24 protein-coding genes are annotated in these 26,026 nt (G+C 69.6%); 4 read left to right on the top strand and 20 right to left on the bottom strand.

The window, feature by feature from the left end; translation table 11 throughout:
• Positions 1–6 precede the first annotated feature (6 nt).
• Positions 7–1,248 carry a plasmid pRiA4b ORF-3 family protein gene (locus ACZ5IK_RS03045; RefSeq protein ID WP_465486311.1) on the top strand — a complete coding sequence of 414 codons (1,242 nt, stop codon included), beginning with the start codon at positions 7–9 and terminating at the stop codon, positions 1,246–1,248.
• Positions 1,249–1,264: 16 nt separating this feature from the next.
• Here ACZ5IK_RS03045 and ACZ5IK_RS03040 read toward each other — a convergent pair whose 3' ends face one another.
• The 20 genes from ACZ5IK_RS03040 to ACZ5IK_RS02945 form a co-directional block, all read right to left on the bottom strand.
• Positions 1,265–2,488, bottom strand: coding sequence for an aminotransferase class V-fold PLP-dependent enzyme (locus tag ACZ5IK_RS03040; protein ID WP_465486310.1), 1,224 nt, complete (start codon positions 2,486–2,488; stop codon positions 1,265–1,267).
• Between the two features lie 89 nt (positions 2,489–2,577).
• Positions 2,578–4,305, bottom strand: a complete 1,728-nt coding sequence (locus ACZ5IK_RS03035; protein ID WP_465486309.1) for a CoA transferase — start codon at positions 4,303–4,305, stop codon at positions 2,578–2,580.
• Positions 4,306–4,388: 83 nt separating this feature from the next.
• Positions 4,389–5,708 carry an acyltransferase family protein gene (locus tag ACZ5IK_RS03030; protein ID WP_465486308.1) on the bottom strand — a complete coding sequence of 440 codons (1,320 nt, stop codon included), beginning with the start codon at positions 5,706–5,708 and terminating at the stop codon, positions 4,389–4,391.
• A 527-nt stretch (positions 5,709–6,235) separates the two neighbouring features.
• Positions 6,236–7,906 (bottom strand): (2,3-dihydroxybenzoyl)adenylate synthase, encoded by a 1,671-nt coding sequence (locus ACZ5IK_RS03025; protein ID WP_465486307.1) that lies wholly within the window; start codon positions 7,904–7,906, stop codon positions 6,236–6,238.
• Positions 7,907–7,929: 23 nt separating this feature from the next.
• Complete coding sequence (locus tag ACZ5IK_RS03020; RefSeq protein ID WP_465486306.1) at positions 7,930–10,707, bottom strand: cytochrome P450; 2,778 nt, start codon at positions 10,705–10,707, stop codon at positions 7,930–7,932.
• A 12-nt stretch (positions 10,708–10,719) separates the two neighbouring features.
• Positions 10,720–11,448, bottom strand: a complete 729-nt coding sequence (locus tag ACZ5IK_RS03015) for a class II aldolase/adducin family protein (RefSeq protein WP_465486305.1) — start codon at positions 11,446–11,448, stop codon at positions 10,720–10,722.
• Positions 11,445–11,567 carry a hypothetical protein gene (locus tag ACZ5IK_RS03010; protein ID WP_410600346.1) on the bottom strand — a complete coding sequence of 41 codons (123 nt, stop codon included), beginning with the start codon at positions 11,565–11,567 and terminating at the stop codon, positions 11,445–11,447. Before ACZ5IK_RS03010 ends, ACZ5IK_RS03015 begins: the two co-directional genes overlap by 4 nt.
• On the bottom strand, positions 11,564–12,196 hold the full coding sequence (locus ACZ5IK_RS03005; RefSeq protein WP_465486304.1) for a DsbA family protein: 633 nt from the start codon (positions 12,194–12,196) through the stop codon (positions 11,564–11,566). The genes ACZ5IK_RS03010 and ACZ5IK_RS03005 overlap by 4 nt, the downstream gene beginning before the upstream one ends.
• Positions 12,193–13,113 (bottom strand): thioesterase, encoded by a 921-nt coding sequence (locus tag ACZ5IK_RS03000; protein ID WP_465486303.1) that lies wholly within the window; start codon positions 13,111–13,113, stop codon positions 12,193–12,195. The genes ACZ5IK_RS03005 and ACZ5IK_RS03000 overlap by 4 nt, the downstream gene beginning before the upstream one ends.
• Positions 13,110–13,907: an alpha/beta fold hydrolase gene (locus ACZ5IK_RS02995; protein WP_410600343.1), complete on the bottom strand. Its 798-nt coding sequence runs from the start codon at positions 13,905–13,907 to the stop codon at positions 13,110–13,112. Before ACZ5IK_RS02995 ends, ACZ5IK_RS03000 begins: the two co-directional genes overlap by 4 nt.
• Positions 13,904–14,767: a beta-ketoacyl synthase N-terminal-like domain-containing protein gene (locus ACZ5IK_RS02990; RefSeq protein WP_465486302.1), complete on the bottom strand. Its 864-nt coding sequence runs from the start codon at positions 14,765–14,767 to the stop codon at positions 13,904–13,906. The genes ACZ5IK_RS02995 and ACZ5IK_RS02990 overlap by 4 nt, the downstream gene beginning before the upstream one ends.
• The gene (locus ACZ5IK_RS02985; RefSeq protein WP_465486301.1) at positions 14,764–15,879 is read right to left on the bottom strand and encodes a beta-ketoacyl synthase N-terminal-like domain-containing protein; all 1,116 of its coding nucleotides are present in this window, start codon (positions 15,877–15,879) and stop codon (positions 14,764–14,766) included. The genes ACZ5IK_RS02990 and ACZ5IK_RS02985 overlap by 4 nt, the downstream gene beginning before the upstream one ends.
• Complete coding sequence (locus ACZ5IK_RS02980; protein WP_465486300.1) at positions 15,857–16,969, bottom strand: beta-ketoacyl synthase N-terminal-like domain-containing protein; 1,113 nt, start codon at positions 16,967–16,969, stop codon at positions 15,857–15,859. Before ACZ5IK_RS02980 ends, ACZ5IK_RS02985 begins: the two co-directional genes overlap by 23 nt.
• The gene (locus tag ACZ5IK_RS02975) at positions 16,966–18,171 is read right to left on the bottom strand and encodes a beta-ketoacyl-[acyl-carrier-protein] synthase family protein (RefSeq protein ID WP_465486299.1); all 1,206 of its coding nucleotides are present in this window, start codon (positions 18,169–18,171) and stop codon (positions 16,966–16,968) included. Before ACZ5IK_RS02975 ends, ACZ5IK_RS02980 begins: the two co-directional genes overlap by 4 nt.
• A 3-nt stretch (positions 18,172–18,174) precedes the next feature.
• Positions 18,175–18,429: an acyl carrier protein gene (locus tag ACZ5IK_RS02970; protein ID WP_184895904.1), complete on the bottom strand. Its 255-nt coding sequence runs from the start codon at positions 18,427–18,429 to the stop codon at positions 18,175–18,177.
• Positions 18,430–18,458: 29 nt separating this feature from the next.
• Entirely contained in the window at positions 18,459–18,923 is a 465-nt protein-coding gene (locus ACZ5IK_RS02965; RefSeq protein ID WP_410600338.1) for a 3-hydroxyacyl-ACP dehydratase FabZ family protein, read from the bottom strand.
• Positions 18,920–19,306, bottom strand: coding sequence for a 3-hydroxyacyl-ACP dehydratase FabZ family protein (locus tag ACZ5IK_RS02960; protein WP_465486298.1), 387 nt, complete (start codon positions 19,304–19,306; stop codon positions 18,920–18,922). The genes ACZ5IK_RS02965 and ACZ5IK_RS02960 overlap by 4 nt, the downstream gene beginning before the upstream one ends.
• Positions 19,303–20,043, bottom strand: a complete 741-nt coding sequence (gene fabG, locus ACZ5IK_RS02955; protein ID WP_465486297.1) for a 3-oxoacyl-[acyl-carrier-protein] reductase — start codon at positions 20,041–20,043, stop codon at positions 19,303–19,305. Before fabG ends, ACZ5IK_RS02960 begins: the two co-directional genes overlap by 4 nt.
• Before the next feature lie 37 nt (positions 20,044–20,080).
• Complete coding sequence (locus tag ACZ5IK_RS02950) at positions 20,081–21,292, bottom strand: CaiB/BaiF CoA transferase family protein (RefSeq protein WP_465486296.1); 1,212 nt, start codon at positions 21,290–21,292, stop codon at positions 20,081–20,083.
• A 2-nt stretch (positions 21,293–21,294) separates the two neighbouring features.
• Positions 21,295–22,434, bottom strand: a complete 1,140-nt coding sequence (locus ACZ5IK_RS02945; protein WP_465486295.1) for a steroid 3-ketoacyl-CoA thiolase — start codon at positions 22,432–22,434, stop codon at positions 21,295–21,297.
• Positions 22,435–22,602: 168 nt separating this feature from the next.
• On the opposite strand from ACZ5IK_RS02945, the gene ACZ5IK_RS02940 reads away from it, so the two are divergent.
• Genes ACZ5IK_RS02940 through ACZ5IK_RS02930 form a run of 3 tightly spaced genes read left to right on the top strand, consistent with a single transcriptional unit; the run spans position 22,603 to position 25,879 of the window.
• Positions 22,603–23,760, top strand: coding sequence for an acyl-CoA dehydrogenase family protein (locus ACZ5IK_RS02940; protein WP_465486294.1), 1,158 nt, complete (start codon positions 22,603–22,605; stop codon positions 23,758–23,760).
• Positions 23,761–23,771: 11 nt separating this feature from the next.
• Positions 23,772–24,788, top strand: a complete 1,017-nt coding sequence (locus ACZ5IK_RS02935) for an acyl-CoA dehydrogenase family protein (protein WP_465486293.1) — start codon at positions 23,772–23,774, stop codon at positions 24,786–24,788.
• On the top strand, positions 24,785–25,879 hold the full coding sequence (locus ACZ5IK_RS02930; RefSeq protein WP_465486292.1) for an LLM class flavin-dependent oxidoreductase: 1,095 nt from the start codon (positions 24,785–24,787) through the stop codon (positions 25,877–25,879). Before ACZ5IK_RS02935 ends, ACZ5IK_RS02930 begins: the two co-directional genes overlap by 4 nt.
• Positions 25,880–26,026: the final 147 nt, after the last annotated feature.

The following is a 26,026-nucleotide window of genomic DNA, read 5'->3' as shown; positions in this document are numbered from 1 at the left end:
GTCGGAATGGATCTCACGGAGAAATCCGAACTGGTCGAGCAGGTGCGCGCGTTCACCGAGTGGGTGGGCGCGGGCCGCAAGCTCACCCAGACCGGTCGTCTCACCTTGGCTGACGCCAAAGCATTGGTGCCGTTGTTGAAGACCGGTGACGTACTCGAACAGGCCATCGGCGACCACGTGTACCGGACCAGGTCCAGCGAGCGTCTTTCCAACCTGATGCTCGTCGTGGAGAGCGCCAAGGTAGCGCGGCTGGTCCGCAAGACCGGGCAACGGCTGGTGCCGGTGAAGAAGAACCAAGCACTTCTCGATGACCCGCACAAGCTGTGGCTCACCTTGCTCACCGGGTTCGACCAGCTGGGCGAGGCCCTCCTTCACTCGGGATTCGGCGAGTCGCTGCTGCGTCCGGAGTTCTCGGACGGCACCAGTGCGGCCTTGAACTTGTTGCACGGCGCGGACGGCGCTGTCACGATCGCGAGCTTGTGCGCGACAGTCTGGGAAGTCGTGAGCGCGCCTTACGTGTTGGACGATCTCACCGAACTCCAACTCGAGACTTTGCGCATCACCACCGATCGCGACACCGAGCGTGCGCTCGAGGCCCTTCAGCGATTAGGGGCAGTGGTCCTCGGGGACAAAACCGCTGAGCTGACCGCGCTCGGCCGTTCCGGCATGCGTGGACTCTTGGGCGTGCCGGAACCAGGCGATTCGATCTACCAAGTGAAGATCACCTTGCTGGATATCGAAGGCCTCCCGGTGTGGCGGCGCGTGCTGGTTCCGGCGGCCATCCGGCTCGACAGGCTGCACGAGGTCATCCAGGCCGCGATGGGGTGGGAGAACTATCACCTGCACTACTTCCTCGACGGGAAGACGCATTACGGCGAGGCTGAGCCTGAGTTGCGGTACCGCGACGAACGGAAAGTACGACTGGATGACCTCGTGAAGCCCGGCGGCCGCCTCTTGTACAACTACGATTTCGGCGACAACTGGGACCACGAGCTCCTCATCGAGGAAGCCACGGTCGCTACGGACGACGGGCTTTACCCGCGCTGTGTCGCGGGCCAGGCAGCATGCCCGCCGGAGGACGTCGGTGGCACCGGAGGATACGCCCGGCTGATGCGGATTCTCGACGATCCCGCTCACCAGGAACACCAGGACATAGTCGCCTGGCTGGGTCTCGACGACCCCAGCCAATTCGATCCGGCGCGCTTCGTCCTCGGAGAGGCCGATCAGCGCCTCTCCGAGCGGCGATAGCCGGGGCACCAACCCTTCAGGATCCGGAGATGGTCCGGATTCCGGTGATCAAGCGGTCGACGTGGTCCTTGGTCGTGCCGATCCCGATACTCGCGCGCACCGCCGTCGGCGCGGTCGTACCCGCCTGTTCCAGCAGCCGCCGGGTGAACGGGTGGGCGCAGAACAGGCCGTCGCGGACGCCGATGCCGAACTCAGCGGCCAGTCTGGTGGACACCGTGCGCGTCTCGACACCGTCGACGGTGAAGGAGACGATGCCCAGCCTGTCCGGCCAGCGGCCGCCCGCACCGAGCACCCGGACCGCGGGGATTTCCGCCAGGCCGTTGTGCAACCGGGTCATCAGGGTGTCCTCTTCGGACCGGATCGTGTCCAGGTCCGCCGCCGTGAGGGCGTCGCACGCGGCGGCGAGGGCCACTGCGCCGATGACGTTCGGGGAGCCCGCCTCGTGTCGCGCGGCACCGGTCGCCCAGTCGACCTGACCGGGTGCGTCCCCGACGTGCACGGTGGCCCCGCCGCCCGCGAGGTACGGCTGCGCGCTGTCCAGCCAGTCGGCCCTGCCCGCGAGCACGCCGGTGCCGAACGGGGCGTACAGCTTGTGGCCGGAGAAAGCCACGTAGTCGAGGTCGAGGGCGGTGATGTCGATCCGCCGGTGGGGCGCGAGTTGGGCGGCGTCCACCGCGATGCGGGCGCCGAAGCGGTGGGTGGTGGCGGCGAGTTCGACCAGCGGCCAAACCTCACCGGTCACATTGGACGCTCCGGTGACGGCCAGCAGTACCGGACGCCCGGTGCCCAGCTCGGTGAGCGCCTCCGCGACGGCCGAGACCGCTTCCGCGGGTGACGAAGGCGCGGGGAGCCGGATGACTTCTTTCCAGGGCAAGAGGTTCGCGTGGTGTTCGCCTTCGAACGTGATCACTACGGTACCCGGCGGCACGACGTGCGCGAGCAGGTTCAAGGCGTCGGTGGTGTTGCGGGTGAACACCACCTCGTCGTCCGGGCGGCAGCCGAGGAAGGTGGTGACGGATTCGCGGGCACGTTCGTATTTTTCCGTGCACAGCTGGGAAAGTGCGCCCGCGCCCCGGTGCACGCTCGCGTAGTACGGGAGCAGTTCCCCCACCACGTCGGCCACCTCGCGCAGGCAAGGCGCGCTCGCCGCGTAGTCCAGGTTGGCGTAGGCGATCTTCGTGCCGTCGGCCAATCCCACCTTGACGTCGGAGCCCAGCACGCCCAGCGTGTTCCCACCCATCACGAAGCTCCTCCGCCGACCGGACCATCTGTTTGCATCCCATGGTCGCAGCACTCTCTCGGGGTGAACATCTCCTGCGCTGCCACGGACTACGAAAAAGTCCATGGTGAAGTAGCGATCGCGCAGCCGTTCTGCTCGAACCGCGCGGGACGGCGCGAGACGAGCGTGCGCAGATCGCGCCGGACGGGCATCGCGACCGGGCCCAGCCTTCGTTCCCAGTCCGCCACCGGCCGCGCGCCCAGTGCCTTGGTGATCGCGTCCGGCAGTTCTTCTGGTGACGGAACGGGAATCTCCAGTGTTGAGCACAGCGCGGCGACGTCCTCGGTCACGATCGCGAGCAGGCCGTCGGCCGCCGCGAAGACACCGTCGACGGCGACAGGCGACGGTTCGCGCAGCAGTGCGTCGGCTGCGCCGAGCAGGGACGTCGCGACCTCGCCGCCCCGGCCGAAGCGCTGACGTGCCACCAGTGCGGCCAGGATCCCTTCCGCCGAAACGAATCCGCCCGCGATGTCCACCATGATCATCAACGTCGGCCGCGGCGGCGCGCCCGCCGGGGCCAGCGCGTCCGCCAGCCCGGAATACGCCTGGACCATGTAGTCCGTCCCCGCGGGCGGGTTCTCCCCCAGCGCGTCGCCCCAGCCGGACGCGGTCGCGTACACGAGCCCGGGGTTCACCGCGTGCATCGTGGCCGCGTCCAGGCCGAGCTCGATGTCCTTGCCCGGCGCCCAGTTGTGCAGGAAGACATCGGCGTCACGGACCAGGTCCAGCACCTCGGCCCGTCCGGACGGCTGTTTGAAGTCGATCTCGGCGATCCGCTTGCCGTCGTTGAGTACACGGAACTTCGCCGAGCAGTCACCCGCCATCGGCGGCATGCCCCGCAGGGGGTCACCGCCTGGCGGCTCGATCCGGGTGACGGTCGCGCCGAGCAGCGACAGTAGCCGCGTGGCCATCGGACCCTGCACCCGCCGGGTCGACTCGACGATGTGGATCCCGGCGAGCGGCGGCCCGGTATCGGCGCCGGATCCGGGCGGCGCCGCCCGGCCGGCACGAAACGACCATGGCGGCGAGCCCGCGTCGGGATCGGCTCGCCGGTCTTCAACTGTCCTAACCGGACAGACGTGCATCCCGGTCGACGCGGCGATCGAGCTGATCTCCTCGTACGAGGAAGCCTCGGCCGCTTCGTGCAGCTCGCGCGGAAGCGACACCGACGCACGTTCGTAGCGGAGGAGGAACGGGCGCCAGCCTTGTCCGACCGCGCGTTCCGGCGCGCCCAGCGAAGCCCAGAACCCTTGCCAGGCATCGCTGCTGAATGCCTCGATCTCGAAGGCGACCCCGTCGGCGGAAACGAACGGCGGCCGCGCCGTGGACGGGATGCCCTCGGGGCCCTCGGGATCTTCGTCCGCGGTGGCGGCGGCGATGTACTGCGCGACCGCCATCATCGCGACGCGGTCCGCGCTCATCTCGATCCGCGACACCGGGTTTCCACGCAGCTGAGCCAAAGTCGCGGCCAGAACCCCCTGGACGGCGGCCATCCCCGTGAGCACCGAGACGTAGTCGACGCCCAGCGGCCGCGGCTGCGCCTCGGACCGGCCGTGCAGTGCCATGATTCCGAAGTCGGCTTGCAGGAGGTTTTCCGGGAACGGCCCGAGCAGGCCAGCCTCGACCGAAGCACCCGGTCCGCTCACGCTCAGCACGCCGGGGCGTGCGGCACCGACGTCGGCGTCGAGCATCCGCAGTCTGTCGAGAGCTGTTTCGACGGCCGGGCCTGATCCGGCGCTCAGGACACGGAAACCGTTCAAGGGAGCGGAAAAGGACACGGCGTACCTCCGGGTACTGCTACGGAAACGGCCTGGCGTCCGCGGGTTGCGGACGCCAGGCCGGAGGGTCCGATGGCGAGGGACTACACCGGGACCGATTCCTCACGCGGTCGCGGCAGGGTGGCCGCCTTGCGGGCGGCGCGTCGCTTGATGACCCGCTCACCCCAGTTCATCAGCGGCCGTTCGATCAGGTAGTACGAGATCGTCGACAGGATGATCGTGCCGACCAGGGCGACCAGTTGCAGCTCCCAGAAACCGGTACCCGCACGGATCATCATCAACGGCATCGGCTCCCCGTTGAAATAGGCGTCCGGCTTCTGCAGGTAGAAATGCATCACCGCGAACTGCCACAGGTAGATCCCGTAGGAGATCTTGCCGATGAACAGGATCACCCGGTTGGTGAACACCGCGCGGATGAAGCGCGACTCGGGTCCGGGCGCGACCATCGACAGCAACAGGGTCGCCGAGAGAATGGCCAGGAGTCCGTAGAAGATCCCGAGCGCGGTGAGACTGTAGTAATCGTCCATGCCGATTTCACTGCCGGGGCGGGCGCAGTTGATGAGCAGGCAGGTCATCGCGATACCCAGGAACAGGACGCGGTGGCGGCCGGCGAAGGTGAGCAGTTTGGGCGCCTCGTTCGGCGACGCCTTCTGCAGCTCCAGCCAGATCGCGATGATCATGCCGATCGCGACCTCCGGCATCAGGCCCATCGGGTACCAGAACAGCGCGCGGGTGCCGAGGCCGTTCATCTGCGAGTACAGCAGCCAGGCGACACCGGCCGCGAACAGGAACGGCACCGGGAGCATCATCCGGTACGCCCGCGCCCGCGCGGTCTTGCCGCGGGAGGCGAACTTGAAGGTGGCCCAGGCCAGCAGCGGCAGCAGGAGGTAGAACTGCGCCATGTCCGGCACCGTCCAGGTGATCTCCATGCCGTTGCTCCAGCCGTCCCAGTCGTAGATGTGCAGCAGCAGCATCGGACGGAGGACGTCCCACAGGTTTTCGACCTGCTGGAGGTTCAGCGCGACCAGCACCACGAGGTACATCACGTAGTACGCGGGGAGCAGGCGCAGCACACGCCGGATCACCGTGCCTTCGCGTTTGCGCGGGGTGCCGTTGATGATCGACTTCGCGAAGCCCTGGTAGACGAACATCCCCGTCAGCACGAAGAAGACGCCCGCGAAGATCTGCAGGCCGCCGGTGAAGAATCCGCCGACCGCGCTGGTCGAAGCGATCGTGCCGCCGAGTTCCTTGGTGCCCAGCACCCCCGCGATCATCGCGACGTGCGTGAAGAGCAGTGCCAGCGCGCAGACTCCGCGCAAGCCGTCGACAGCGAGATAGCGTTGTTTGGCGGGCTTTGCCGCGGCTGCGGGCGGCCCGCCTTTCCGCGTTGTGGTAACGCTCATGTGTGCGTCCTTTCTCCCAAAAGCTATGGGGTGAACCGCGCTCGAGCCTTTCCACGCCACGCGGCGGAACCCAGACCGATATCCGTCTGCCCTGCTAGCTTCGCACCGCCGTATGGCCCCCGTCTTATCCCATTCTGCGACCCTTTTCCGGCTCTGCAGGTACATGAAGGCCCCCTTCACCGCACCTAGCGCCAGGGTCCCGGCAAAGTCGCATCATTGCCGGTCAGGTGACCCGTTCCGGTGCGGCCTTGGCCTGTGCTCATGTCGCGAAAGCCACTTTCAGGACGTCAGACGTCCTGAAAGTGGCTTTCGCGACATGCCCGTCCGCCAGCTCAGCAACTTCGCCGGTGCCCTGGCGCTAGACGCAATGAAGGGGTCCTTCACGTACTTGCCGTGTTGAGGGGCCACACAGTGGCCTGAACCTTCAGCCCCGGCCAGGAACGGCGCCCTCCACGACACCCGCCCCGCAACGGCACGAACACGGCACGTTTGCCCTTCTCCTCCATAACCACCGTGACAGTCGCGCCTCAGGCGGCCTCTTCCTCCAGCCGTCGCGCGATGTCCGCCCGCAGTACCTTTTTGTCGATCTTCCCGATCGGGGTGCGCGGCATCGCGTCGACGATCACCAGCCGCTCCGGCAGTTTGAACCGGGCGACCCCCGCCGTCTCCATGACGTCGATGACGTCCCGCAGCTCGACCGAAGTGCCGGGCGTCGGCACGACGTAGAGACAGCCGCGCTCGCCGAGTACCGGATCCGGCATCGCGACCGAGGCCGCCATCTCCACCGAATCCAGTTGGTAGGCGAAGGATTCGACCTCCTCGGCGGCGATCTTCTCGCCACCGCGGTTGATCACGTCCTTTGTGCGGCCCTCGACGACGACGTAGCCGTCCGGGCGCAGCCGCACGACGTCACCGGTGCGGTACCAGCCGTCCGGGGTGAAGGCGCGCTGGTTGTGCTCGGGCGCGCGGTAGTACCCGCGGATCGTGTACGGGCCGCGCGTGATCAGCTCGCCCTGCTCGTCCGGCGGGACGGGATTCCCGTCGGGGTCGACCACCCGCAGTTCGTCGGCCGGGTTGATCGGGCGGCCCTGGGTGTCGCAGGTGACGTCGAACGGGTCGTCCAGCCGGGTGAGGTTGGTCAGCCCCTCCGCCATCCCGTAGCCCTGCTGCAGGGTGCAGCCGAACACCGAGCTGATCTGGCGCACCAGCTGGTCCTGCAGCCGCGCGGCGCCCAGGGTCAGCACCTCGAACGAGGACAGGTCGTGATGCTGGTCGGCCTCACGGTACTCGAGCCAGCGCACCACGATCGCCGGTACCACCGACGTCACCGTGGCCCGTTCGGCTTCGATCGCACCCAGCGAGTCACGGGCGGACGGCGACGGCGAGACGACCACCCGGCCGCCGGCCCACAGTACGCCGAGGATCGCGCTGAGCGGGTAGTTGTGCCCGAACGGCAGCACCGCGAGATACACCGACGAAGCGTTGAAGCCGAAGGCGTCGGCGGATCCGTCGACGTAGCAGGCGTAGTCGTCGTGGGTGCGCGCGATGAGCTTCGGCAAACCCGTGGTACCACCGGAAAGGATCAGCAGCGCGACCGAGCGCGGGTCGGGTGCCGACGCGTCCAGTTCGGCGCGCGCCGCCTCGGGGTCCGGAGCCGGAGCGCACAGCGCGCGCAGGTCCACGTGGCCGTCACGGACGTCCCCGGCGACGATGACGTGCTCGATCGTTTCGGCCCCGGCGGCGATCCCGGCCGCCAGTTCCTGGTGGTCGAAGTCCTTCACGCGGTCCGGCACGGCGATCGCGCGCGCCTCGGACAGCTCGGCCAGATAGGACAGTTCGTGCCTGCGGTGCTGGATCAGCGCCATCACCGGGATCACGCCGAGCCGGAAGCACGCCAGCGTCAGCACGACGAACTCCCAGCCGTTGGGCAGCTGGAAGAGCAGCCGGTCGTCCGGCCGGAGGCCCAAGGCGCGCAGCCGCTGGGCGGCACCGTCCACACGGGACAGCAGCTCGGCGTAGGTCAGCCGGAAGTCACCGTCGGTCAGGGCCTCGTCGTCCGGGGTCGCATCCGCGGCGTCGACGAATCGCGAGGCGAGCGCCTGGCCCTTCCAGTGGCCTTCGGCGACGTACCGCGCGACGAGGTCGGTGGGCCAGGGGACCGTTCCCGCATGGCTCGGCTGGACAGGTTTCGAGGGCACGACGGCCTCCCTTTCTCGTGTGATCATCCGAAGCGCGCGGGCATGGTCTTGGCGCCGGAGACGAAGTTCGACTCGAGCCGGGTCACCGGTCCGGTCAGGCGCAGCCGGGACAGATGCGGCAGCAGCTCGGTCAGCAGCGTCGACATCTCCAGCCGGGCCAGGTGCGCGCCGAGGCAGAAATGCGGGCCGATGCCGAAGGACAGGTGCGGGTTGGGATCGCGGCCGAGGTCGAGCCGGTCCGGGTCGGTGAAGACGGCGGGGTCGCGGTTGGCGGAGGTGTAGTAGACGACGACCTTGTCGCCCTCGGCGATGGGCTGGCCGGCGATCTCCGTGTCCCGCAGTGCCGTACGGCGGAACTGCATGATCGGGGTGACCCAGCGGATCAGCTCGTCGACCGCGGTGGCCATCGGCACCTCACCGGACACCAGCCGGTCGCGTTCGGCCGGGTTGGCCACCAGCGCCTCCATCGACCCGGAGATCAGGTGACGGGTGGTTTCGTTGCCCGCGACCACCAGCAGCAGCCAGAAGCTGCAGAACTCCCGGTCGGTCAAGTGTTTCCCGTCGACCTCGGCGTTGACCAGCCTGCTGATCAGGTCGTCGGTCGGGTTCTCGCGACGGGACATGCCGAGCTTCATCGCGTAGGCGAACGCTTCGGCGAAGGTCCGCCGGTAGGCGTCGACGTCGCCACCGCCGAACTCCGGGTCGTCGAAGCCGACCAGCGCGTTGCTCCAGCGGTAGAGCAGGTGCCGGTCGTCCGGCGGGAACCCGAGCAGATCGCACAGGACCAGAAGCGGCAGCTCGGCGGCGAAGTCGGCGACGGCGTCGAACTCCCCCGCCGCGGTGACCTTCTCCACCAGCCGCCGGGCGTGTCCGGCGATGCTCTCGCTCAGCCCGCGGACCGACTTGGGCGTGAACACGGTCGCGACCAGGCGGCGGATCCGGACGTGCTCCGGACCGTCCATGCTGACCAGCAGCTGCCGGGTCTGCTTGAGATCGCCCGGCGTCCGCGGGTCGGGCAGGAAGGCGCCCTTGGCCGCCGACGAGAACTCCTCCGGCCGCCGCGACACCGAGTAGACGTCGTCGTAGCGTGTCACCGCCCAGTAGCCGGAGCCGCGCAGGACGGTGCGGCCGGCGCTGGAATGCCGGGTCAGCAACGGTTCCGGGGTCCAGGCGACCGGTTCGGTCTCGCGGCGGCGGGCGAACTCCGCGTGCGGCACCCCGGCGGAGAACGTCACCGGGTGCGCGATGTCGGGCCGTTCGATCCCGATCGCGGAGAAACTCTTGCGCAGCACGTCCTTGCGAAGCTTGCCGGTCGCCTCCCGCGGAAGGCGGGTGATGACGTGGTAGGACCTCGGTGTCTTGAAGCCCGCCAAGGACTTGCGGCAGAACGGGTCCAGCAGCGCGAACAAGTCGGCGGGAGCGTCCTCGGTGACCTCGACGACGGCGGCCACCCGCTCGCCGAACTCGTCGTCGGGGACGCCGATCACCGCGACGTCGCGGACCACCGGATGGTTGAGCAGCACGGCTTCGATCTCGGCCGGGTACACGTTGACCCCGCCGGAGACGATCATGTCCTGCGCGCGCCCCGTCAGATAAAGGAACCCGTCCTCGTCGAGATGGCCGACGTCGCCGAAGGTGAAGGTGCCCGGCTCCAGATGCGCGGACCGCGTCTTCTCGGGGGCGTTGTGATACGAAAAGCTCTGGCCCTTGACCCGCCGGATAAACACGCGCCCGGAATCGCCGACCGGTTGCGGCGTGCCGTCCTCGCCGAGGATCACGATCTCGTTGGGGGGTACGGCCTTGCCGACGCTACCGGGGTGCTCGAGCCAGTCGCGCGAGTCGGTGAGCGTGACCGCGCCGCCCTCGGTGGCACCGTAGTACTCCGTCAGGACGGGGCCCCACCAGTCGATCATCCGGCGCTTGACGTCCGGCGAGCACGGTCCGCCGCCGTGCCACACGCGGCCGAGGCTCGCCCCCGAGAACCGCGCGCGGACCTCCGGGGGAAGCCGCAGCAGGCGGATGAACTGGGTCGGCACGAGATGTGCGGCGGTGATCCGCTCGCGGTCGATTATGTCCAAAGTGGACTCCGGATCGAACGACCGGCGGATCACCAGCGTCGAGCCCAGCAACAGCCCGAGCAGCGAGAAGAACAGCTGCGACGAGTGGTACCAAGGACCGTCGAGCAGGCACCGCTCACGCGATGGGACGTCCAGGACGACATGCGCGTACCTGGTCAGTTTCGACACCCGGGAGAACGGCGCGCCGACGACGAAGAGGCCGTTCACCACGCCCTTGGGCACGCCGGTGGTCCCCGACGTGTACAACATCGTGGCGCCGCAGGTCTGTCCCTCGGGCTCGGCCGCGGACACCTGGGCCAGCAACGGTTCCACCGCTTCGAATCCGTGCTCGTCCGAGGCGCCGGTGACGAACAGCGTCGTGCACCCGCCGGTGGACTGGGCCACCGCGCGACCGGCCGTCTCGGCGTACGAGGGCTCGACGACCAGGGCCTTGCTCCCGGAATCCGAGACGATGTAGGCGATTTCCGGATCGGTGAGGTGCCAGTTGACCGGTACCACGGTGATCCCGGAGTGCAGGCACGCCAGGAGCACCTCGAAGGTCTCCCGGCGGTTGCCGAGCACACAGGCCAGCCGGTCGCCCTCGCCGAGCCCTCGGTCGCGCAGCAGGGTGATCCAGCGGTTCACCCGCTCCCCCAGCAGCCGCCAGCCGACAGCTCCGGCCTCGTCGACGATCGCGATCCCGGCCCCGTCGGCCGCGATGTGGTCGTTCAGCAGTGTCGGCATGACCTTTACCCCTCAGTCCAGCAGATCCGGCTGCACGCGCACGAGATCGGCGTACAGCGGGCGGAAGTTGAGCCGCCCCATCCCCGGTGTGCCGATGGTCGACGCGGTGTGCCGCGCGACCCCGGGCTCGATCGGCACCGGTGTCCCGGCCGCCTCCGCGAGCAGTTGCACGTGACACGAGCTGTCCATGGTGGTGAACCACCAGGCCGCCTCCTGCACGGTGCCGCCGACCGTGAGCAGCCCGTGGTTGCGCAGGATCACCGCCTTGCCCGTGCCGAGGCGGACCGCGATCCGCTTGCCCTCGTCGGGATCCAGCACCACGCCGCCGAACTCGTCGAAGACCTCGTGGTCCTCGTAGAACGCGCAGGCGTCTTGGGTGATCGGGTCGAGTTTGCGGCCCAGCGCCGCCCACGCACGTCCGTAGGTGGAATGCGCGTGGGCGACCGCGACGACGTCGGGCCGCGCCGCGTGGACGTGCGAGTGGATGACGAACCCGGCCGGGTTGATCCTCCCGTCGCCTTCGACGACTTCACCCCGGCTGTCGACCAGCAGGAGATCGCTGACCCGGACGTGGCCGAAGTGGACACCGAACGGGTTGATCCAGAACTTCTCCGGGTCGCCGGGGTCGCGGGCGGTCACGTGCCCGCCCGCGCCCTCGTCGAAACCCCGCACCGCGAACAGCCGCATGGTCGCCGCCAGGCGTTGCTTGCGGTAGAGCCGTTCCTCTTCGACGGTCCTCATCCGCAGCCGCCCGGGCTGTCCCAGTCGTAGACGGCGCCTTCGTCCAGCAGTTCGGCGGGCACGCCGTACCACTCGGACTGGGGCAGCTCGATGACCGTGGCGTCCTGGTCCTCGCTCATGCCGCACGCTCCTCTCGCACCGCGGGCCGCCAGACCTGAAGGAACGCGTCCAGCCGGTCGAATCCCCAGAAACGGTGGCGGCCCCATTTGAAGTAGGGGATGCCGAAGATGTCGTCGAGATATGCCTGGTAGAGACAGTCGACCCCTTCGGCGCGGATCTCCGGGTCGTCGACGGCGCCGACGGCCAGTTCCGGGTCGAAACCGGCCCGCTCGGCCGCGGCGCGGACGACGTCGGGCTCGCAGATGTTGTCGCCGCGACCCCAGCGCGCCTCGTTGAGCGCGTCGTAGAACGGCCACTCGACACCCTCGCGGCGTGCGCGCAGCCAGGCCAGATGCGGCAGTTCCCACCACGGCTCGATGTCGATCGGCCAGGCCATCTTGCGGCCCTGTCCCTCGGCGATCCGTTTGGTGTCCATCAGCATGTACAGATGCTTCGCGCGGCTCATCTGCACGTAGTGGAACTCGCCGCCGCGCTCGTCGAGGCCGGCACCGGTCACCGTGTCCGGATCCCAGTACGGGAGGCACACCAGCTGTTCGAGCGCGCCGGGCACCTCGTCGCGCAGCCGGTTGATCGCGAGCCAGCTGTACGGGCTGCGCAGCGAGAAGTACAGCTTGGCCGGGCGGCTCACGCCCGGTCCCCGAGCAGCGCGTGCACGACACCCTCGTCCAGCTGGGCCATCCCGCCCGCGCCCGGACCGGCCGCGATGGCGTAGCCGTGCAGGATCTGGGCGGTGGCCACCGGGACCAGTTCCGAGCCACGCTGGACGTAGCAGTCCATGCGGCCGTCGAACATGACCCCGCGCAGGATGTCGGTCACGGTGAACACGGTGTGCACCGTCTCCTCCATCCGCGCGTCCTCCAGCAGCCGGACGCGGGCGCGGGAGACGACCGGGATCCACGCGCGTTCGGACAGCATGCGGCCGACGGAGATGCCGCGGTCGGCGAGATAGCGGTCGACGACCTCCTCCAGCGTCCGGACGAAACCGGAGTGCTGGACGCGGTCGGAGTAGTGGCAGTAGAAGTACGGCGCCCGCCAGGACCACAGGAACGCGCCCGGTTCCGCGGTCAGCACCGACTCGGCGGTCTCCCCGGCGGGGATCGCGATCCGTTCCACTGTGGACTTCAGCGCCGGGACTTCCAGGTGCGCCAGCGCCTCGGGGGCGGCCGCCGTGGTGTCCGCCGCCCGCTCGCGGACCAGCGCGACGGTGACCTTGCCGCGCAGCACGGTGACCTTCTCGCCGTCGCGGACCACCGAGAGCTGGACGTTCAGCTTGTCGCCGCGGCCGGGGGTGACCTCGACTTCGACCTCGTCGTCGAGTTCCAGCACCGCGGGCAGCTGCACCGAGCAGTCCACGATCTCCGCGCCGAGGCCGTGCTCGAGGAAGAGGTCGCGCGCACTCGTGCCCTGGTCGCGCAGCCACTGCAGGACACCCTGCTCGACCAGGTACATGAAGTGCTTGAAACCGATCCAGGTGCGGATGTTGGCGCCCTCGAACGCGGGGCGGCCGTGCGTGACGGTCCGGCTTGGCCGCAGGACTGCGGTCATCGGAGTTCACCTACCTTCGGGATGGTCCGGACGTCCTCGACGAGGCCGGTCACCTCGGCCGCGGCGTACCGGGCGTAGCGAACGTGGAAGAAGTGGTCGCCGCGTTCGTGCGTGTGCAGGGTCGCGCCCGGCATACCCGCGGCGAGCGCGACGGCGGACTCGGCGGGCAGCGTCGGGTCTTGGCCGCCGACGAGCACCTTCGTCGGGATCTCGACGTTGCCGAGCTGGAGGTCGGCGCTCGCGGCGTAACGGTCGAACACCGACGCGAAACCGAGCGGCCCGGCGCGGTTCAGCGCGATCTTGACCATGCCGTCGATGACCTCGGGGTCCAAAGTGGCCGCTCGTTTGCCGAGCCGGGCACGGACACCCTCGCCGACGTGCGCGGTGAACGTCTCGCGCGAGCGCTCGAACATCCGCCAGGTCACCTCGTACCGGGGCAGCCGGTAGAACGGGCAGAACAACGCCACCGACGAACCGACACGCGGATCGAGCGCGCACATCAGCTCCAGCGCGGCGTTGGCGCCGAACGAGTGCGCCACGAGGACGTCCGGGGTGGTGCCGAGCAGGTCGAGGCCGTCACCGAGCCAGTGCCCGAAGGAGCGGTTGCGCCAGCGGAAGTCGTTGCCCGCCTTCCACGGCAGCTCCAGCGAGACCACCCGGTACCCCTGGTCGAGATGGGCCGCCAGCGGCGTCCAGCTCTTCCAGTGGCCTTCCATCCCGTGGACGAACAGCACCAGCGGCGCGCCGGGCCTGCCGGGCGAGATCGTGTGCGCCTTCACCGCTGAACCGTTCACCGGGACCCCATCTCATCGCTGTGATCAGTGACGGCGACCGAAACCGCCGGTCCGCCGTCGGGCCGTCGCGGGCCGATGCCCACGCGGCCTTCGCCTTCCGCGACGGCGAGGTGGGCGGCGAGCGCGAGCTCCACGACCCCGTGCGCGCCGTAGAAGTCGCCCCACTGTTCCTTGACGTCGAAACCGCCGGGCCCGACCGTGCGCCGGGGCAGCGGCGCGGCCTCCCATGGCTCGACGTCGACGACGGCGTGCCCGGAGTTCTCGCGCCAGGGTTCGAGGATCACGCACGCGCTCCCCGCGCGCAGTGGTCCGTCGTGCAGGATCGAGGCGATCTCGTCCTCCGGCTCGGCCCCGACGAGCACCACCCGGGTGGCCCGGCCGGAGCGCAGCAGCAGACTCGCCATCCGCAGCCCGGCGAGCCCGGCGGTACTGCCGGAACACAGCATCAGGTTGGGACCGCCGAAACCGAACCACAGCGCGACCGTGCTGGCCACGACGTTCGGCGACACGTTGGGCGCGTCGAGCACGCTCACCGCACGGCCGCCTTCCGCGTCGACCGCACGCGTGACCTTCGCGACCGTCTCGACGTTGCCGAGATTGCTGCACGCGACCACCGCGGTACCGGTTTCGATCGGCCCGGTGGCCCGTTGCCCCGGTTCGAAACCGAGTGCGCGATGCACCGCGCACAACGCGAGACGGGTCGAGGGTTCCTTGTACAGCATCCCTTTCCGCCCCAGGACGGTGGCGGCCTTCTCCGGCGGCGCGCCGTCGAACCCCGCGACCCCTGGCAGGTGCAGGCTCCAGCCGGTGAGCAGCAAGCGGGTCTCCCTCGCCCGTACCCCGGGCTCGCGGGCGGTCATGCCCGCTCCAGCAGGGTGACGGCGTTGACCCCGCCGAAGCCGAACGCGTTGACCTGCACCAGATCCGGCCGCGCGGTGACCGCGTCGCCGATGACGAGCCGTAGTCCGGTGCCCTCGTCGAGGGGGTCGGTCAGGCCGGCGACGGCGGGCACTTCGCCGGAAGCGAAGATCCGCAGCGCGACGTCCACGTTGACCAGTGCGGCGCTGCCGGACGTGTGGCCCGTCGAGCCCTTGACCGCGGTGACGAGCGGGTTCCCGCCGCCACCGAGGACGACCTTGCGCAACGCGTCGCATTCGACCGGATCGTTGAGCGCGGTGCCCGTCGCGTGCGCCACCACGACGTCCACATCGGACGGGACGCGGCCCGCACGCGTGTAGGCGTCGGACATCGCGCGGGCGATGCCCTCGATGTCCGGCGCCGTGGCGTGGTAGGCGTCGCAGGAAAGTCCGGTCGCGGCGACCTTGCCGAGCGCCGGGCCTTCCCAGGTCCCGGGAACGACGACGAGTGCCGCCGCGCCCTCGCCGAGGAGTACGCCGGTGCGCTCGCGGTCGAACGGCCGCACCCGCTCCGTCGGTTCCTCGGCGACACGGCCGATCATGGCGAGCATCGACCGCGTCATCGCGTCGGCGGCGGCGACCACGACGGCGTCGCATTCGCCCAGTTCCAGAAGGTCCTGTGCGAGCGCGAGAACGTGGCCGCCCGCGCTGCACGCGTTGACGACCGTGGTCACGTCGGTGACACCGGGCAGGGTTTCGGCCACGACGTCGGCGAAGTCCAGCCGTCCGGCGGGCACCGTCTCGCCGGTGAGCGCGAGCCGTTCCACCGCGGACAGCTCACGCAGCCCCGTGCCGATCAGCACGGCGACCCGCTTCGTCGCGGTGTCCACTCCGGACTGCGCGACGGCTTCCTTCAGGCATTCGGCCAGGAGCCGTCCCGCGCGGAACAACTCGTCGTCGAGGTCGGCGTGGTAGCCGTAGGCGACGTTCAGCTGCCCGGGTTCGCCGTACCGGAGCGGTGAGACGCCACAAGCGCCGCGGAGCAGGCCATCGAACGTCTCCGCGCCCGAACCGAGGCAGGTGCGCACCGCGCTACCCGCGATCAGGACCGCCATCGGCGTACCTCCTCACGATGGCGGCGCCGACGGCACCGTCCGCGCCCCGCGCGGTGAGCAGGCTCAGCCCGCCGGGCCCGGCATCGCGCTCTTCGGCCAGCAGGACACCCAGCGCCACCGCGCCGGAGGCCGCGTCGCATTCGCCGAACAGCCGCTTGACCATGACCCGTTCCGGACCGTGGCCGAGCGCGCGGACGATCGGGCCGTACTCGCGCCGGTCGTCGTCATCGACCTCACCGGTGTACACAGTGGACACTTCGGACGCGTCAGCGCCCGCCTTCGCCAGCACCCGGCGCACACAGCCGGCGAGCGCGGTTTCGGCCGCGTCACCGCCGCCCGGCCCGTAGGCCGTGGCGACCGCGAGGACACCGGCGCGCCGGCGCGTACCCGCCCACTCCGGCGTGTTCTCCTTGGCCAGCACGAACATCCCGGCCGCTTCGCCGGGGGCGACGACGTCGGTCGCCCCGGTCAGGTGAGTCGCCCACGCGCGGTGCGGGGTGAACTCCTCCACCGCGCCGGCGACCACGACGTCGACGTGACCGCGCTCGATGGCGTTGCCCGCGTACCGCAGCACGTTGAGGAAACCGAGGGTGCCACCCGCGATGGTGGTGTTCGCCCCGCGAAGACCGAACCGGATGGCGACCTGGCCCGCGGCGCAGTTCATCACCGTGTTCGGGAACAGCATCGGGTTGACCAGATAGGGCTTGTCCTGCACCAGGGTTTCACGGGTGTAGTCGCTGGTGGACTTGAAGCTGCCCAGTGAGGTCCCGAGCACCACGCCGATCCGCGGCCGGACCTCGTCGTCGAGGGCCACCCCGGCTTCGCGCAACGCCTCCTGGCAGCACACGACGGCCAGCCCGGTGGCGCGGTCGTAGGTACTGGTCCCCTTGCGTCCCAAGTGTTCCCGGGGACTGAAGCTGTTGAGGAAGTGCCCGCTCGTCCCGGGCAACGGCTCTTCGTAGAGGTCGCCGATCTCGTGGCCCTTCTCGACCTGGCCCGCCTCGGCCAGTGCGACCTTCTTCGCCAGCGCGTCCACGCCGACGCCCGCGGAGGTCAGCGCGCTCCAGCCGGTCACCACCACACCGCTCATTCTGGCGCTCCCAACATCACGATGGCGTTGTTGCCACCGAAGGCGAAACCGTCGTTCTGGACCACCCGGACGTTCGCCGGGCGGGCCGCGTTCGGCACCGGGTCGACACCGCCCAGCTCCGGATCGGCGGTGGTCCAGTTGACCGTGGGCGGCAGGAAACCCCGGTCGATCGCGATGGTCGAGGCGATCGCCCCGAACCCGCAGGCCGCGCCCATGGTGTGGCCGAGCATCGATTTGATCGAGCTGATCGGCGGCGGGCGCTCACCGAAGACCTCGATGACCGCCTTGCTCTCGACCAGGTCGTTCACCTGCGTGCCGGTGCCGTGCGCGGAGATGTAGTCCACATCGGACGGTGAGATCCCGGAGTTGCGATGCGCGATGCGCATGCATTCCGCGACCGTCGGCGCGTCCGGTGTGACCGGGTGGATGGCGTCGCAGTTGACGCCGTACCCGAGCAGTTCCGCGTAGATCGTGGCGCCCCTCTTCCGGGCGTGGTCGAGGGTTTCCAAGGCCAGCACGGCGCCACCCTCGCCGGTGAGGATGCCCGCGCGGCCCTTGTCGAACGGAGTACAGGCGTCCTTCGCCAGCGCGCCGAGCCGGTAGAACCCGGCGTGTGCCCAGCGGCACACCGAATCGGCGCCGCCGGCGAAGACGACGTCGGCCTCGCCGCCCGCGAGCAGGTCGTAGGCGTAGCCGATCGCGTAGTTGCTCGCCGAGCAGGCGGTCGCGATGGTCAGCGACTCGCCGGACAACCCGAGCTCCTCACTGACCGCGTTCGCCAGCCGGTTGGCGGGCAGCTGGGTCAGCAGGGCCGGGTCCTGCGCGGCGAAACCCCCGGCGATGATCTGCGCGGTGAGCGCCTCCGCGACCGCGGACTCACCGCTGGTGGTGCCCATGATCGCGTGCGCACGCCCCGGCTCCACCGAAGTGAGGTCGAGCCGGGCGTCGGCGACCGCCAGCTGCGCGGCGCTGGCCGCGAACTGGCTGGACCGTCCCCACCGCGCCGGGTCCACCCGGCGGAGATGGGCGCCCGGATCGAAGGTCTGGACCTCGCCCGCGTTCCGGTGCGGGAACCCGGCCGGGTCGAAGCTGGTGATGGGCGAGATCCCGGATCGGCCGGTGCGCAGCGCCTCGGCGAACGCGGCTATCCCGATCCCGATGCTCGACACCGGGCCGACCCCGGTCACGACAACGCGGGCCACGGTTCATCCCTTCTTGACGGAGTGCCGGATCAGGGCGTCGTTGACCGCCTTGAGCGTGCGCAGCTCGGGCAGTTCCGCCTGCGGGATCTCGACCTTGTACTGCTTGTCGATACGGGCGAGGATCTCGATGGCACGGAGGGAATCGGCCTCGTAGTCGTCGATGAAGTCCCCGTTGTCCTCCAGCTCCTCGGGCTCGAGTTCGAGCACCTCGGCGACCAACTCGCGAAGTTCCTCGAGCTGGGTGTCGGTCTGCGTCATGACGATCCTCCGATTTCGTTGTCCGGTTCTCACGCCGCGGGCCGCACGGGGCGTCGCGTCGCGGTCAGGGTGGTGACGGTGGCGATCAGGCGATCGCCGACCCAGGTCTGCCCGGTGGCGAAGGCCGTGTCGGCCAACACCGACTCCAGGCGGACCTCGTGGCGCAGCACGTCACCAGGACGGGCGGCGCCCGTGAAGCGGTAGTCACGGGCACCGATGAACATCAACGTCGAGTCGTCGTCCTCGACCGGCTCACGCCCGTCGAGCCAGAGGAGCGCGGCACTCTGCCCGAAAGACTCGATCATCAGCGACTTCGGGTAGTCGTACCGGTCCGCCGGGGCGCCGTCGGGGATCCCCTCGTAGCAGGGTTCCGTACCGGTGACCGCCTTGATCGTGACGATCGACTCGCCCGGGACCAGCTCCAGGACGCGGTCCACCAGCAGCAGCGGGTACCGCTGCGGGAGCTGGGCGCGGATGTCGTGGTGCTCGGTCATTCCGCGACCTCCTCGAAGGAGGCGCGGATCTTGGCCGTCGTCGTCTCGCCGAGGGTGGCCTTGCCGGTCACGTCCCAGCCGTCCGGGGTGCGCTTCGCGGTGGCGGTCAGCACCATCCGGTCGCCGTCGAGCAGCGGCGCGAGGAAACGGACCGACCGGACGGTGCTCAACCGGGCGCCCGCGGCCTCGCGCATCGCCTGTTCCAGCGTCTCGATGACGAAGACGCCGGGGTACACGGCCTGGCCGGGGAAGTGCCCGCGCAGATTGGGTTCCTTGCCGTCCACGGTGAGCTGGGCGACGAGCTCGATGTCGTCCCCCGAGGCACGGACGTCCAGCGTGTCGATCGCCCGCAGCGGCGCGGCGAAGGCGGGAATCGGAGTCACAGCGTGATCCCCCCGTCGATCTGCAGCACCTGTCCGGTGATGTAGGAGGCACGGTCGGAGACCAGGAACGCGACCAGTTCGGCAACGTCCTCGCCGGTGCCGAACCGTTTGGCCGGGATCTGCGTGAGCGCCTTGGCGCGCTGCTTCTCGCCGAGGGAACCGGTCATGTCGGTCTCGATGAACCCGGGCGCGACGACGTTGACCCGGACACCGTGCCCGGCGACCTCCTTGGCCAGCGACTTGCTGAAGCCGATGATGCCCGCTTTGCTGGCGGAATAGGCGGTCTGGCCCGCGTGGCCGTAGACGCCGGCGACCGAGGACATGTTGACCACGACGCCGCCGCGGTTCTTCATGAACCGGAAGGCCATGGTGCGGCAGAAGTTCCAGGTGCCGGTGAGGTTCGTGGCCAGCACCGCGTGCCAGTCCTCGGCGCTGGCGAGTACCAGCGGGCTGTCCTTGGTTATCCCCGCGTTGTTGATCAGCAGGTCGATCGGGCCGAGCTTCTCCTCGGCGTCCTTGACGAATTGCTCGACGGCCTCGGAATCGGCGACGTCGCATTCCGCGAAATAGCCGGGTACGCCGATCGCCGCGATGTCCTCTTCGATTTCCGCCGACGCCGCGCTCGGTTTCGAGAAACAACCCGCGACGGCGTAGCCCTCCTGGGCCAGCCGCAGCGCGACGGCCCGGCCGATCCCTCGTGAAGCCCCGGTGACCAGGGCCCGGTGGTGCTCTGCCACGCCGCCTCCTCGGTTTCCCGCACAATTTGATTCCATTTTATGAAGCGCGGCGCAAACTATTCTTCTCATCGTTTGCCGCGAGTTCCGCGAACACTTCGGCGGTGTCCGCGCCCGGCCGGGGAGCACCGTGACGAACCTTCGTCGGAGTACGGGAGAACTTCACCGCCGGCCCGACGATCGGCGCCGTGGATCCGTTGCTCAGTACCGTTTCCTGCAGCATCGCCCGGGCCTGGACGTGCTCGTCGGCGACGGCTTCGGTGAGCGTGCGCACCGGCGCGGCGACGAGCCCGTTGCCGTTCAGTTCCTCGAGAGCGTCGGCGAGCGGACGTCCCGCGCACCAGCCCGAGATCATCGCGTTGATCGGTTCTCGATTGGCCAGTCTTTCGACGTTCGTGCGGAATCCCTCCGCCCGGCCGAGTTCCGGTCTGCCGATGATTTCGGTGAGCACGCGCCAGTGTCGGTTGATCGCGACCGCGAGATACAAATGGCCGTCCGCGCATTCGTAGACGTTCGCCGGAACGACGAAATCGGTCTCGTTGCCCAGCCTCGGCGGCGGGGCGCCGGTCGCGGCGAGGGTCGGCAGGCCGCTGCTGCTGGCGAGCAGGCAGTCCACCATGGCCACGTCGACGTGCTGCCCTTCGCCGGTCCGGTTCCGGTGCGCCAGCGCGGCGAGCGCGCCGATCGCCGCGTGCAGGCCCGCCAGCTCGTCGGCGAGGAACGTCGGAGCGCGCACAGGCGGCCCCTCCGGGAGGCCGTTGAGCGACATCCAGCCCGCCGCGGCCTGGATCGCGGGATCGTAGGCGGGCAGATGTGATTTCGGTCCGTACTGCCCGAAACCGGACACCGAAACGAAAACGATGTCCTCGCGCGCCGCCCGGCAGGCCTCGTACCCGGCGCCCCAGCCGTCCAGGGTGCCGGGTTTGTAGTTCTCGACCACGATGTCCGCGTGAGCCACCAGTTCGAGGAACCGCGCGCGATCGAGGTCGGAGCGCAGGTCCAGCCCGGCACTGCGCTTGTTGCGGTGCACGGTTTCCCGGAACCACGACAGCCCGGTGCCGGGGATGTTCGGCGGCACCTCGCCGTCGTGGCCGTCGGCGAGCTCGATCCGGACCACGTCGGCCCCCAGGTCCGCCATGACGCAGGTGGCGAGCGGACCGGACCAGACCTTGGTCACGTCCAGGACGCGCACACCCTCCAGGGGACCGTCCGAGCCGGTCCGCGCACGGCGGAAGAACTCCTCTTCGCGCATGGTCAAAGCCTTTCCAGCAGGGAAGCGGTGCCGAGCGAACCGCCGCAGCACATGGTGATCAGCGCCGTCGAGGTGTCAGTGCGCTCGAGTTCGTGCAGCGCCGTCACCAGCAGCCTGGTCCCGGTCGCGCCCAGCGGGTGACCGAGCGCGATGGCGCCGCCGTTGACGTTGACGCGGTCGATGTCCGCTCCGTGCGCCTTGGCCCAGTTGAGCACCACTCCGGCGAAGGCCTCGTTCACCTCGCAGATGTCCACATCGGACAGTCGGCGGCCGGTCCGGCGCAGCACCCGCTCGGTGGCGACCACGGGCCCGTCGAGCAGGTAGTACGGATCGGCGCCGGTGACGACCTGGCCGACCAGCCGCGCCCGCGGCGTCAGGCCCAGCGCGCGTGCCTTGCCGTAGGACATCCAGAGGATGGCGGCGGCGCCGTCGGAGATCTGCGACGTCGACCCCGCGGTGTGCACCGCGCCTTCGATGTTGGGCCGCAGCGCGGCAAGGCCTTCCAGGGTGGTGTCACGGATGCCTTCGTCGCGAGTGACCGCGCCGACCGGGGAGACTTCACGGTCGAACCGGCCCTCGTCCCACGCCCGGGCCGCGCGCTGCTGGGAGAGCAGGCCGTAGTCGTCGGCGTCCGCGCGCCCGATGCCTTCGCGCTCGGCGATCCTCTCCGCGCCGCCGAACTGTGCCTTGGGCGGGTCGTCCCACGGGTAGTCCCGCGTCTTGTAGTGCCCGGGTCCCTGGTAGAGGTTCGTCCCGATCGGCACCCTGCTCATCGACTCGACGCCGCAGGCGATCCCGGTGTCGATGGCGTCCGCGGCGATCAGCGCGGAGATCAGGTGGTTCGCCTGCTGCGCCGAGCCACAGGAAACGTCCACTGTGGAGCAACCGACGCCGGGGTCGTGACCGGAGTTGAGCCAGGCGTTGCGGGTGACGTTGAGGCTCTGCTCACCGGACTGGGTCACGCAGCCGCCGATGATCTGGTCGACGTCGCCGGGTTCGATGCCGGCGCGCGCGATGACCTCCAGCTGGACGTGCCGCATCAGTTCGACGGCCTTCAGTTCGGCGAGCACCCCGCCGCGCTTGCCGAGCGGGGTGCGGACGGCGGAGACGATGACCGGGGTGCGGTCGTTCAGCGCGGCCACGGGCGGGTACCTGCCTCTCCACCGGACGCGGTGCCCGGCTCCCCCATCGTGGTGCGGCCCCGGCGGGGGAACGTCTCTCGGATTGCGGACCAAGCTGGGGTTTCTCCGTAGTTGCGGGAATGGTTCGCGCACCCCCTCACGATCACCGAGGCTGGTTATGGTGCCTCTATGCGGCTGGACGACAGCGAAGATCAAGCGGCATTCCGGGCGGGCCTCAAGGCCTGGCTCGCCGAGCAGTTACCCGAAACCACGCCGAGCGCGCCTCGTGCGTGGTCCGCCGACGAGTTGCGCGCCTGGAGCAAGGCGCTGCACGCGGCCGGATACGCCGGCCTGACCTGGCCCGCCGACCACGGTGGCCGGGGGCTTTCCCCCGCGTACCAAGCGATCTACGCCGAAGAGAGCGCGCTGGCCGAGGCACCGGACCACGCCGGGGTGATCGGGCTGGGCATGGTCGGCCCCGCGATCGTCCACTATGGAACGGACGGGCAGAAGGCCACCCATCTCCCCAGGATCCTTTCCGGGGAAACGATCTTCTGCCAGGGCTTCTCCGAGCCGGACGCCGGATCGGACCTCGCCTCGGTGCGCACCCGGGCCCGCCGCACAGACGGCGGCTACGTCATCGACGGCGAAAAGGTCTGGTCCTCCTACGCCCATTTGGCCGACCACTGCCTGCTGCTCGCCCGCACCGACCCGGACGCGGCCAAACACCGCGGACTGACCTGTTTCCTGCTCGACATGCGCGCACCCGGTGTCGAGGTGCGGCCGCTGCGGCAGCTGTCCGGCGACACCGACTTCAACCAGATCCTGCTGACCGGCGTCGAGATCCCCGACGACTGCGTGCTCGGCGAACCGGGACAGGGCTGGCGGGTCGCGCTGACCACCCTCGCGCACGAGCGCGGCACCTTCGGCATCACGCTCACCGCACGGCTGGCCGTCCAGCTCGACAGGCTGGTCAAGACCGCCAAGGCGTGCGGAGGCGACACCGACCCGCGGGTCCGGGCCGAGATCGCCGAGCTGTACGTCGACCTGCAGGGCCTGCGCTTCACCGGATACCGCGCGCTGGCCGCGATGGAACGGACCGGTGAGCCGGGACCGGAGAGTTCGATCCTGAAACTGCGCTGGTCGCAGGCGAACCAGCGGGTGAGCGCGCTCGCGCTCCGGCTGCTCGGCGCGGGCGCGGCGGCCGACGGGACCGACGCCTTCTGGGACGGCTACTGGCAACACCAGCGGTTGCGCAGCCGGGCCAACAGCATCGAGGGCGGGACGTCGGAGATCCTGCGCGGCATCGTCGCGGAGCGGGTCCTCGGCCTGCCGAAATCACGTTAGAAGGGGGATTGATGGACTTCGCGCTGACCGAGGACCAGGCCGGGCTCAAGGCCGCTGCCCGCACCTACCTCGAGGACACGTACGACCTCGAGCGGATAGCGGCGCTGGCCGACGAAGGCGGGCAGGACCTCGCCGCCTGGCCCGAGCTGGTCCGGCAGGGCTGGCTCGACCCGGACCTCGGCCTGGCGAAGTTCGTCCTGCTGGCCGAGGAGGGCGGACGCGCGCTGCACCCGGTGCCGTGGTTCGCCACCGCGGGAGCGGCGCTGCCGGTGTACCTGGCCGCGGGTGTCGACCTGCCCGGACCGGCGACGCTGGCCGACGGCTCCACCACCTGCCGCGCGGCACGTCGTGACGGTGTTTGGCGGCTGGACGGCGCAGTGCAAGCGGTCCTGCACGCCGAGGTCGCCACGGAGATCGTGGTCGCGGCCCGCACCCCGGCCGGGGTGGCGCTGTTCGGCGTCGACCCGGATACCGTTTCCGTGTCCGCACGGATCGGCGTCGACCCGCTTCGGGCGACGTCGGACCTCGCGCTGGCCGGGGCCGAAGGCCGGCTACTGGCCGGGCCGCCGTCCGCCGCGCCACTGCTCGCCGCGATCCGCGGCCGGGCCACGACCTTGCTCGCGGGCGAGGCCATCGGCGTCGCGGAGCGGGCGCTGGAGATCGCCGTCGAGCACGCGAAGACGCGGACCCAGTTCGACCGTCCCATCGGTTCGTTCCAGGCGGTGAGCCAGCAGCTCGCCGACGGTTACGCCGAGGTCGAGCTCGCGCGTTCACTGGCCTACCGCGCCGCGGTCGTGCCGCAGGACGGCGGCCCGGCCGCCGTGGAAGCGATCTCGTGCGCCGCGCACGCCGCGAGCCGCGCGGCGATCTCCGTCTGCGAGACGGCGATCCAGGTCTGCGGAGGTATGGGCGTCACCTGGGAATTCCCGCTGCACCGCTGGTTCCGGCGCGCTTTGTGGCTGGAGGCGGAACTCGCCCCGGGACCGTTGGAAGCGATCGCGCACTCACTGTTCGGAGAGCACTCATGAGCCTGCAACTGCACTGGTTCCTGCCGTCGCACGGCGACGGGCGGGAGATCGCCAAGACCGCCGACGGTGTCTCGGCGCCCGGCGCCCGGCGCGAGCCGGACCTCGAGTACCTGACCCAGGTCGCGCTCGCCGCGGACCGCTTCGGGTTCACCGGGATGCTCACGCCGTTCGGGTTGTTCTGTGAAGACCCGTGGGTCGTGGCTTCGGCACTGGTGGGCGCGACGCGGTCGGTCAAGTTCATGATCGCGATGCGGCCGGGATTCGTCTCGCCGCTGCTGGCCGCGCAGACCGCGGCGACGTTCCAGCGCGTCTCCGATTCGAGGCTGCTGCTGAACATCGTGACCGGCGGAGACCCCGACGAGCAGCGCCGCTACGGCGACTGGCTCGACCACGACCAGCGGTACGCGCGCACCGGCGAGTTCATGGACGTCTTCCGCCAGGCTTGGCCGGGTTCGCGGTTCGACTTCACCGGCACGCACTACACGTTGAAGGCCGGGCTGATCGCCCGGCCGCATCAGGTGCGCCCGACCCTGTTCCTCGGCGGCTCTTCGTCGGCGGCGCTGGAAGTCGCGGCCGCGCAGGCGGATGTGCTGCTGATGTGGGGTGAAACGCCCGCCGCGATGGCCTCGCATCTCGAACGGTCGCAGGCGCGCGCGGAGTCACTGGGCCGTTCGCTGCGCTTCGGCACCCGATTCCACGTGATCAGCCGCGACACCTCGGCCGAGGCGTGGAAGGTGGCCGATCAGCTGCTCGCCGGAATGGACCCGGCCCGGATCCGGCAGGCACAGGAACGGTTCGCCGCCACCGAATCCGAGGGCCAGCGGCGGATGGCGGCGTTGCACTCCGGCAGCACCGACTCCCTGGAGATCCACCCGAACGTCTGGGCGGGCTATGGCCTGGTCCGTCCCGGTGTCGGCACGGCGCTGGTGGGCAGTCACGAAGAAGTGGCCGAGCGGATCGAAGAATACCATGCCCTCGGTCTCGATCATCTGATCCTTTCCGCTCAGCCGCATCTCGAAGAGGCCTATACCTTCGGTGAAGGCGTAATGCCACTGCTGCGCAAACGCGGGCTGCTCGCGGAAACGTTCTGAATTTAGCTTGGCCGGGTTGGTCGTGGGGGGGGGGGGGGGGGGGGAAAAAAAAAAAACACCACGAAACAAAAGGGGTTGGGGAGCTTCAACCCCCCTCCCTCCCTCCCACATGGGGGAGGAGGGAAAAGAGAGGTGTCCAACCCCCCC

The sequence above is a fragment of the Amycolatopsis sp. NPDC031561 genome, assembly GCF_055580625.1.
This window is presented reverse-complemented; position numbering and strand designations above follow the sequence as displayed.

Excerpts from the sequence above, each read along its gene's own strand:
- ACZ5IK_RS02985 (WP_465486301.1), bottom strand. The coding sequence starts at position 15,879 with ATGGCGGTCCTGATCGCGGGTAGCGCGGTGCGCACCTGCCTCGGTTCG.
- ACZ5IK_RS03015 (WP_465486305.1), bottom strand. The coding sequence starts at position 11,448 with ATGAGGACCGTCGAAGAGGAACGGCTCTACCGCAAGCAACGCCTGGCG.
- ACZ5IK_RS03045 (WP_465486311.1), top strand. The coding sequence starts at position 7 with ATGGATCTCACGGAGAAATCCGAACTGGTCGAGCAGGTGCGCGCGTTC.
- ACZ5IK_RS02935 (WP_465486293.1), top strand. The coding sequence starts at position 23,772 with ATGGACTTCGCGCTGACCGAGGACCAGGCCGGGCTCAAGGCCGCTGCC.
- ACZ5IK_RS03020 (WP_465486306.1), bottom strand. The coding sequence starts at position 10,707 with ATGCCGACACTGCTGAACGACCACATCGCGGCCGACGGGGCCGGGATC.
- ACZ5IK_RS03040 (WP_465486310.1), bottom strand. The coding sequence starts at position 2,488 with ATGGGTGGGAACACGCTGGGCGTGCTGGGCTCCGACGTCAAGGTGGGA.
- ACZ5IK_RS02950 (WP_465486296.1), bottom strand. The coding sequence starts at position 21,292 with ATGCGCGAAGAGGAGTTCTTCCGCCGTGCGCGGACCGGCTCGGACGGT.
- ACZ5IK_RS02980 (WP_465486300.1), bottom strand. The coding sequence starts at position 16,969 with ATGAGCGGTGTGGTGGTGACCGGCTGGAGCGCGCTGACCTCCGCGGGC.
- ACZ5IK_RS02990 (WP_465486302.1), bottom strand. The coding sequence starts at position 14,767 with ATGACCGCCCGCGAGCCCGGGGTACGGGCGAGGGAGACCCGCTTGCTG.
- ACZ5IK_RS02970 (WP_184895904.1), bottom strand. The coding sequence starts at position 18,429 with ATGACGCAGACCGACACCCAGCTCGAGGAACTTCGCGAGTTGGTCGCC.
- ACZ5IK_RS03010 (WP_410600346.1), bottom strand. The coding sequence starts at position 11,567 with ATGAGCGAGGACCAGGACGCCACGGTCATCGAGCTGCCCCAGTCCGAG.
- ACZ5IK_RS03000 (WP_465486303.1), bottom strand. The coding sequence starts at position 13,113 with ATGACCGCAGTCCTGCGGCCAAGCCGGACCGTCACGCACGGCCGCCCC.
- ACZ5IK_RS02965 (WP_410600338.1), bottom strand. The coding sequence starts at position 18,923 with ATGACCGAGCACCACGACATCCGCGCCCAGCTCCCGCAGCGGTACCCG.
- ACZ5IK_RS02930 (WP_465486292.1), top strand. The coding sequence starts at position 24,785 with ATGAGCCTGCAACTGCACTGGTTCCTGCCGTCGCACGGCGACGGGCGG.
- ACZ5IK_RS03030 (WP_465486308.1), bottom strand. The coding sequence starts at position 5,708 with ATGAGCGTTACCACAACGCGGAAAGGCGGGCCGCCCGCAGCCGCGGCA.
- ACZ5IK_RS02940 (WP_465486294.1), top strand. The coding sequence starts at position 22,603 with ATGCGGCTGGACGACAGCGAAGATCAAGCGGCATTCCGGGCGGGCCTC.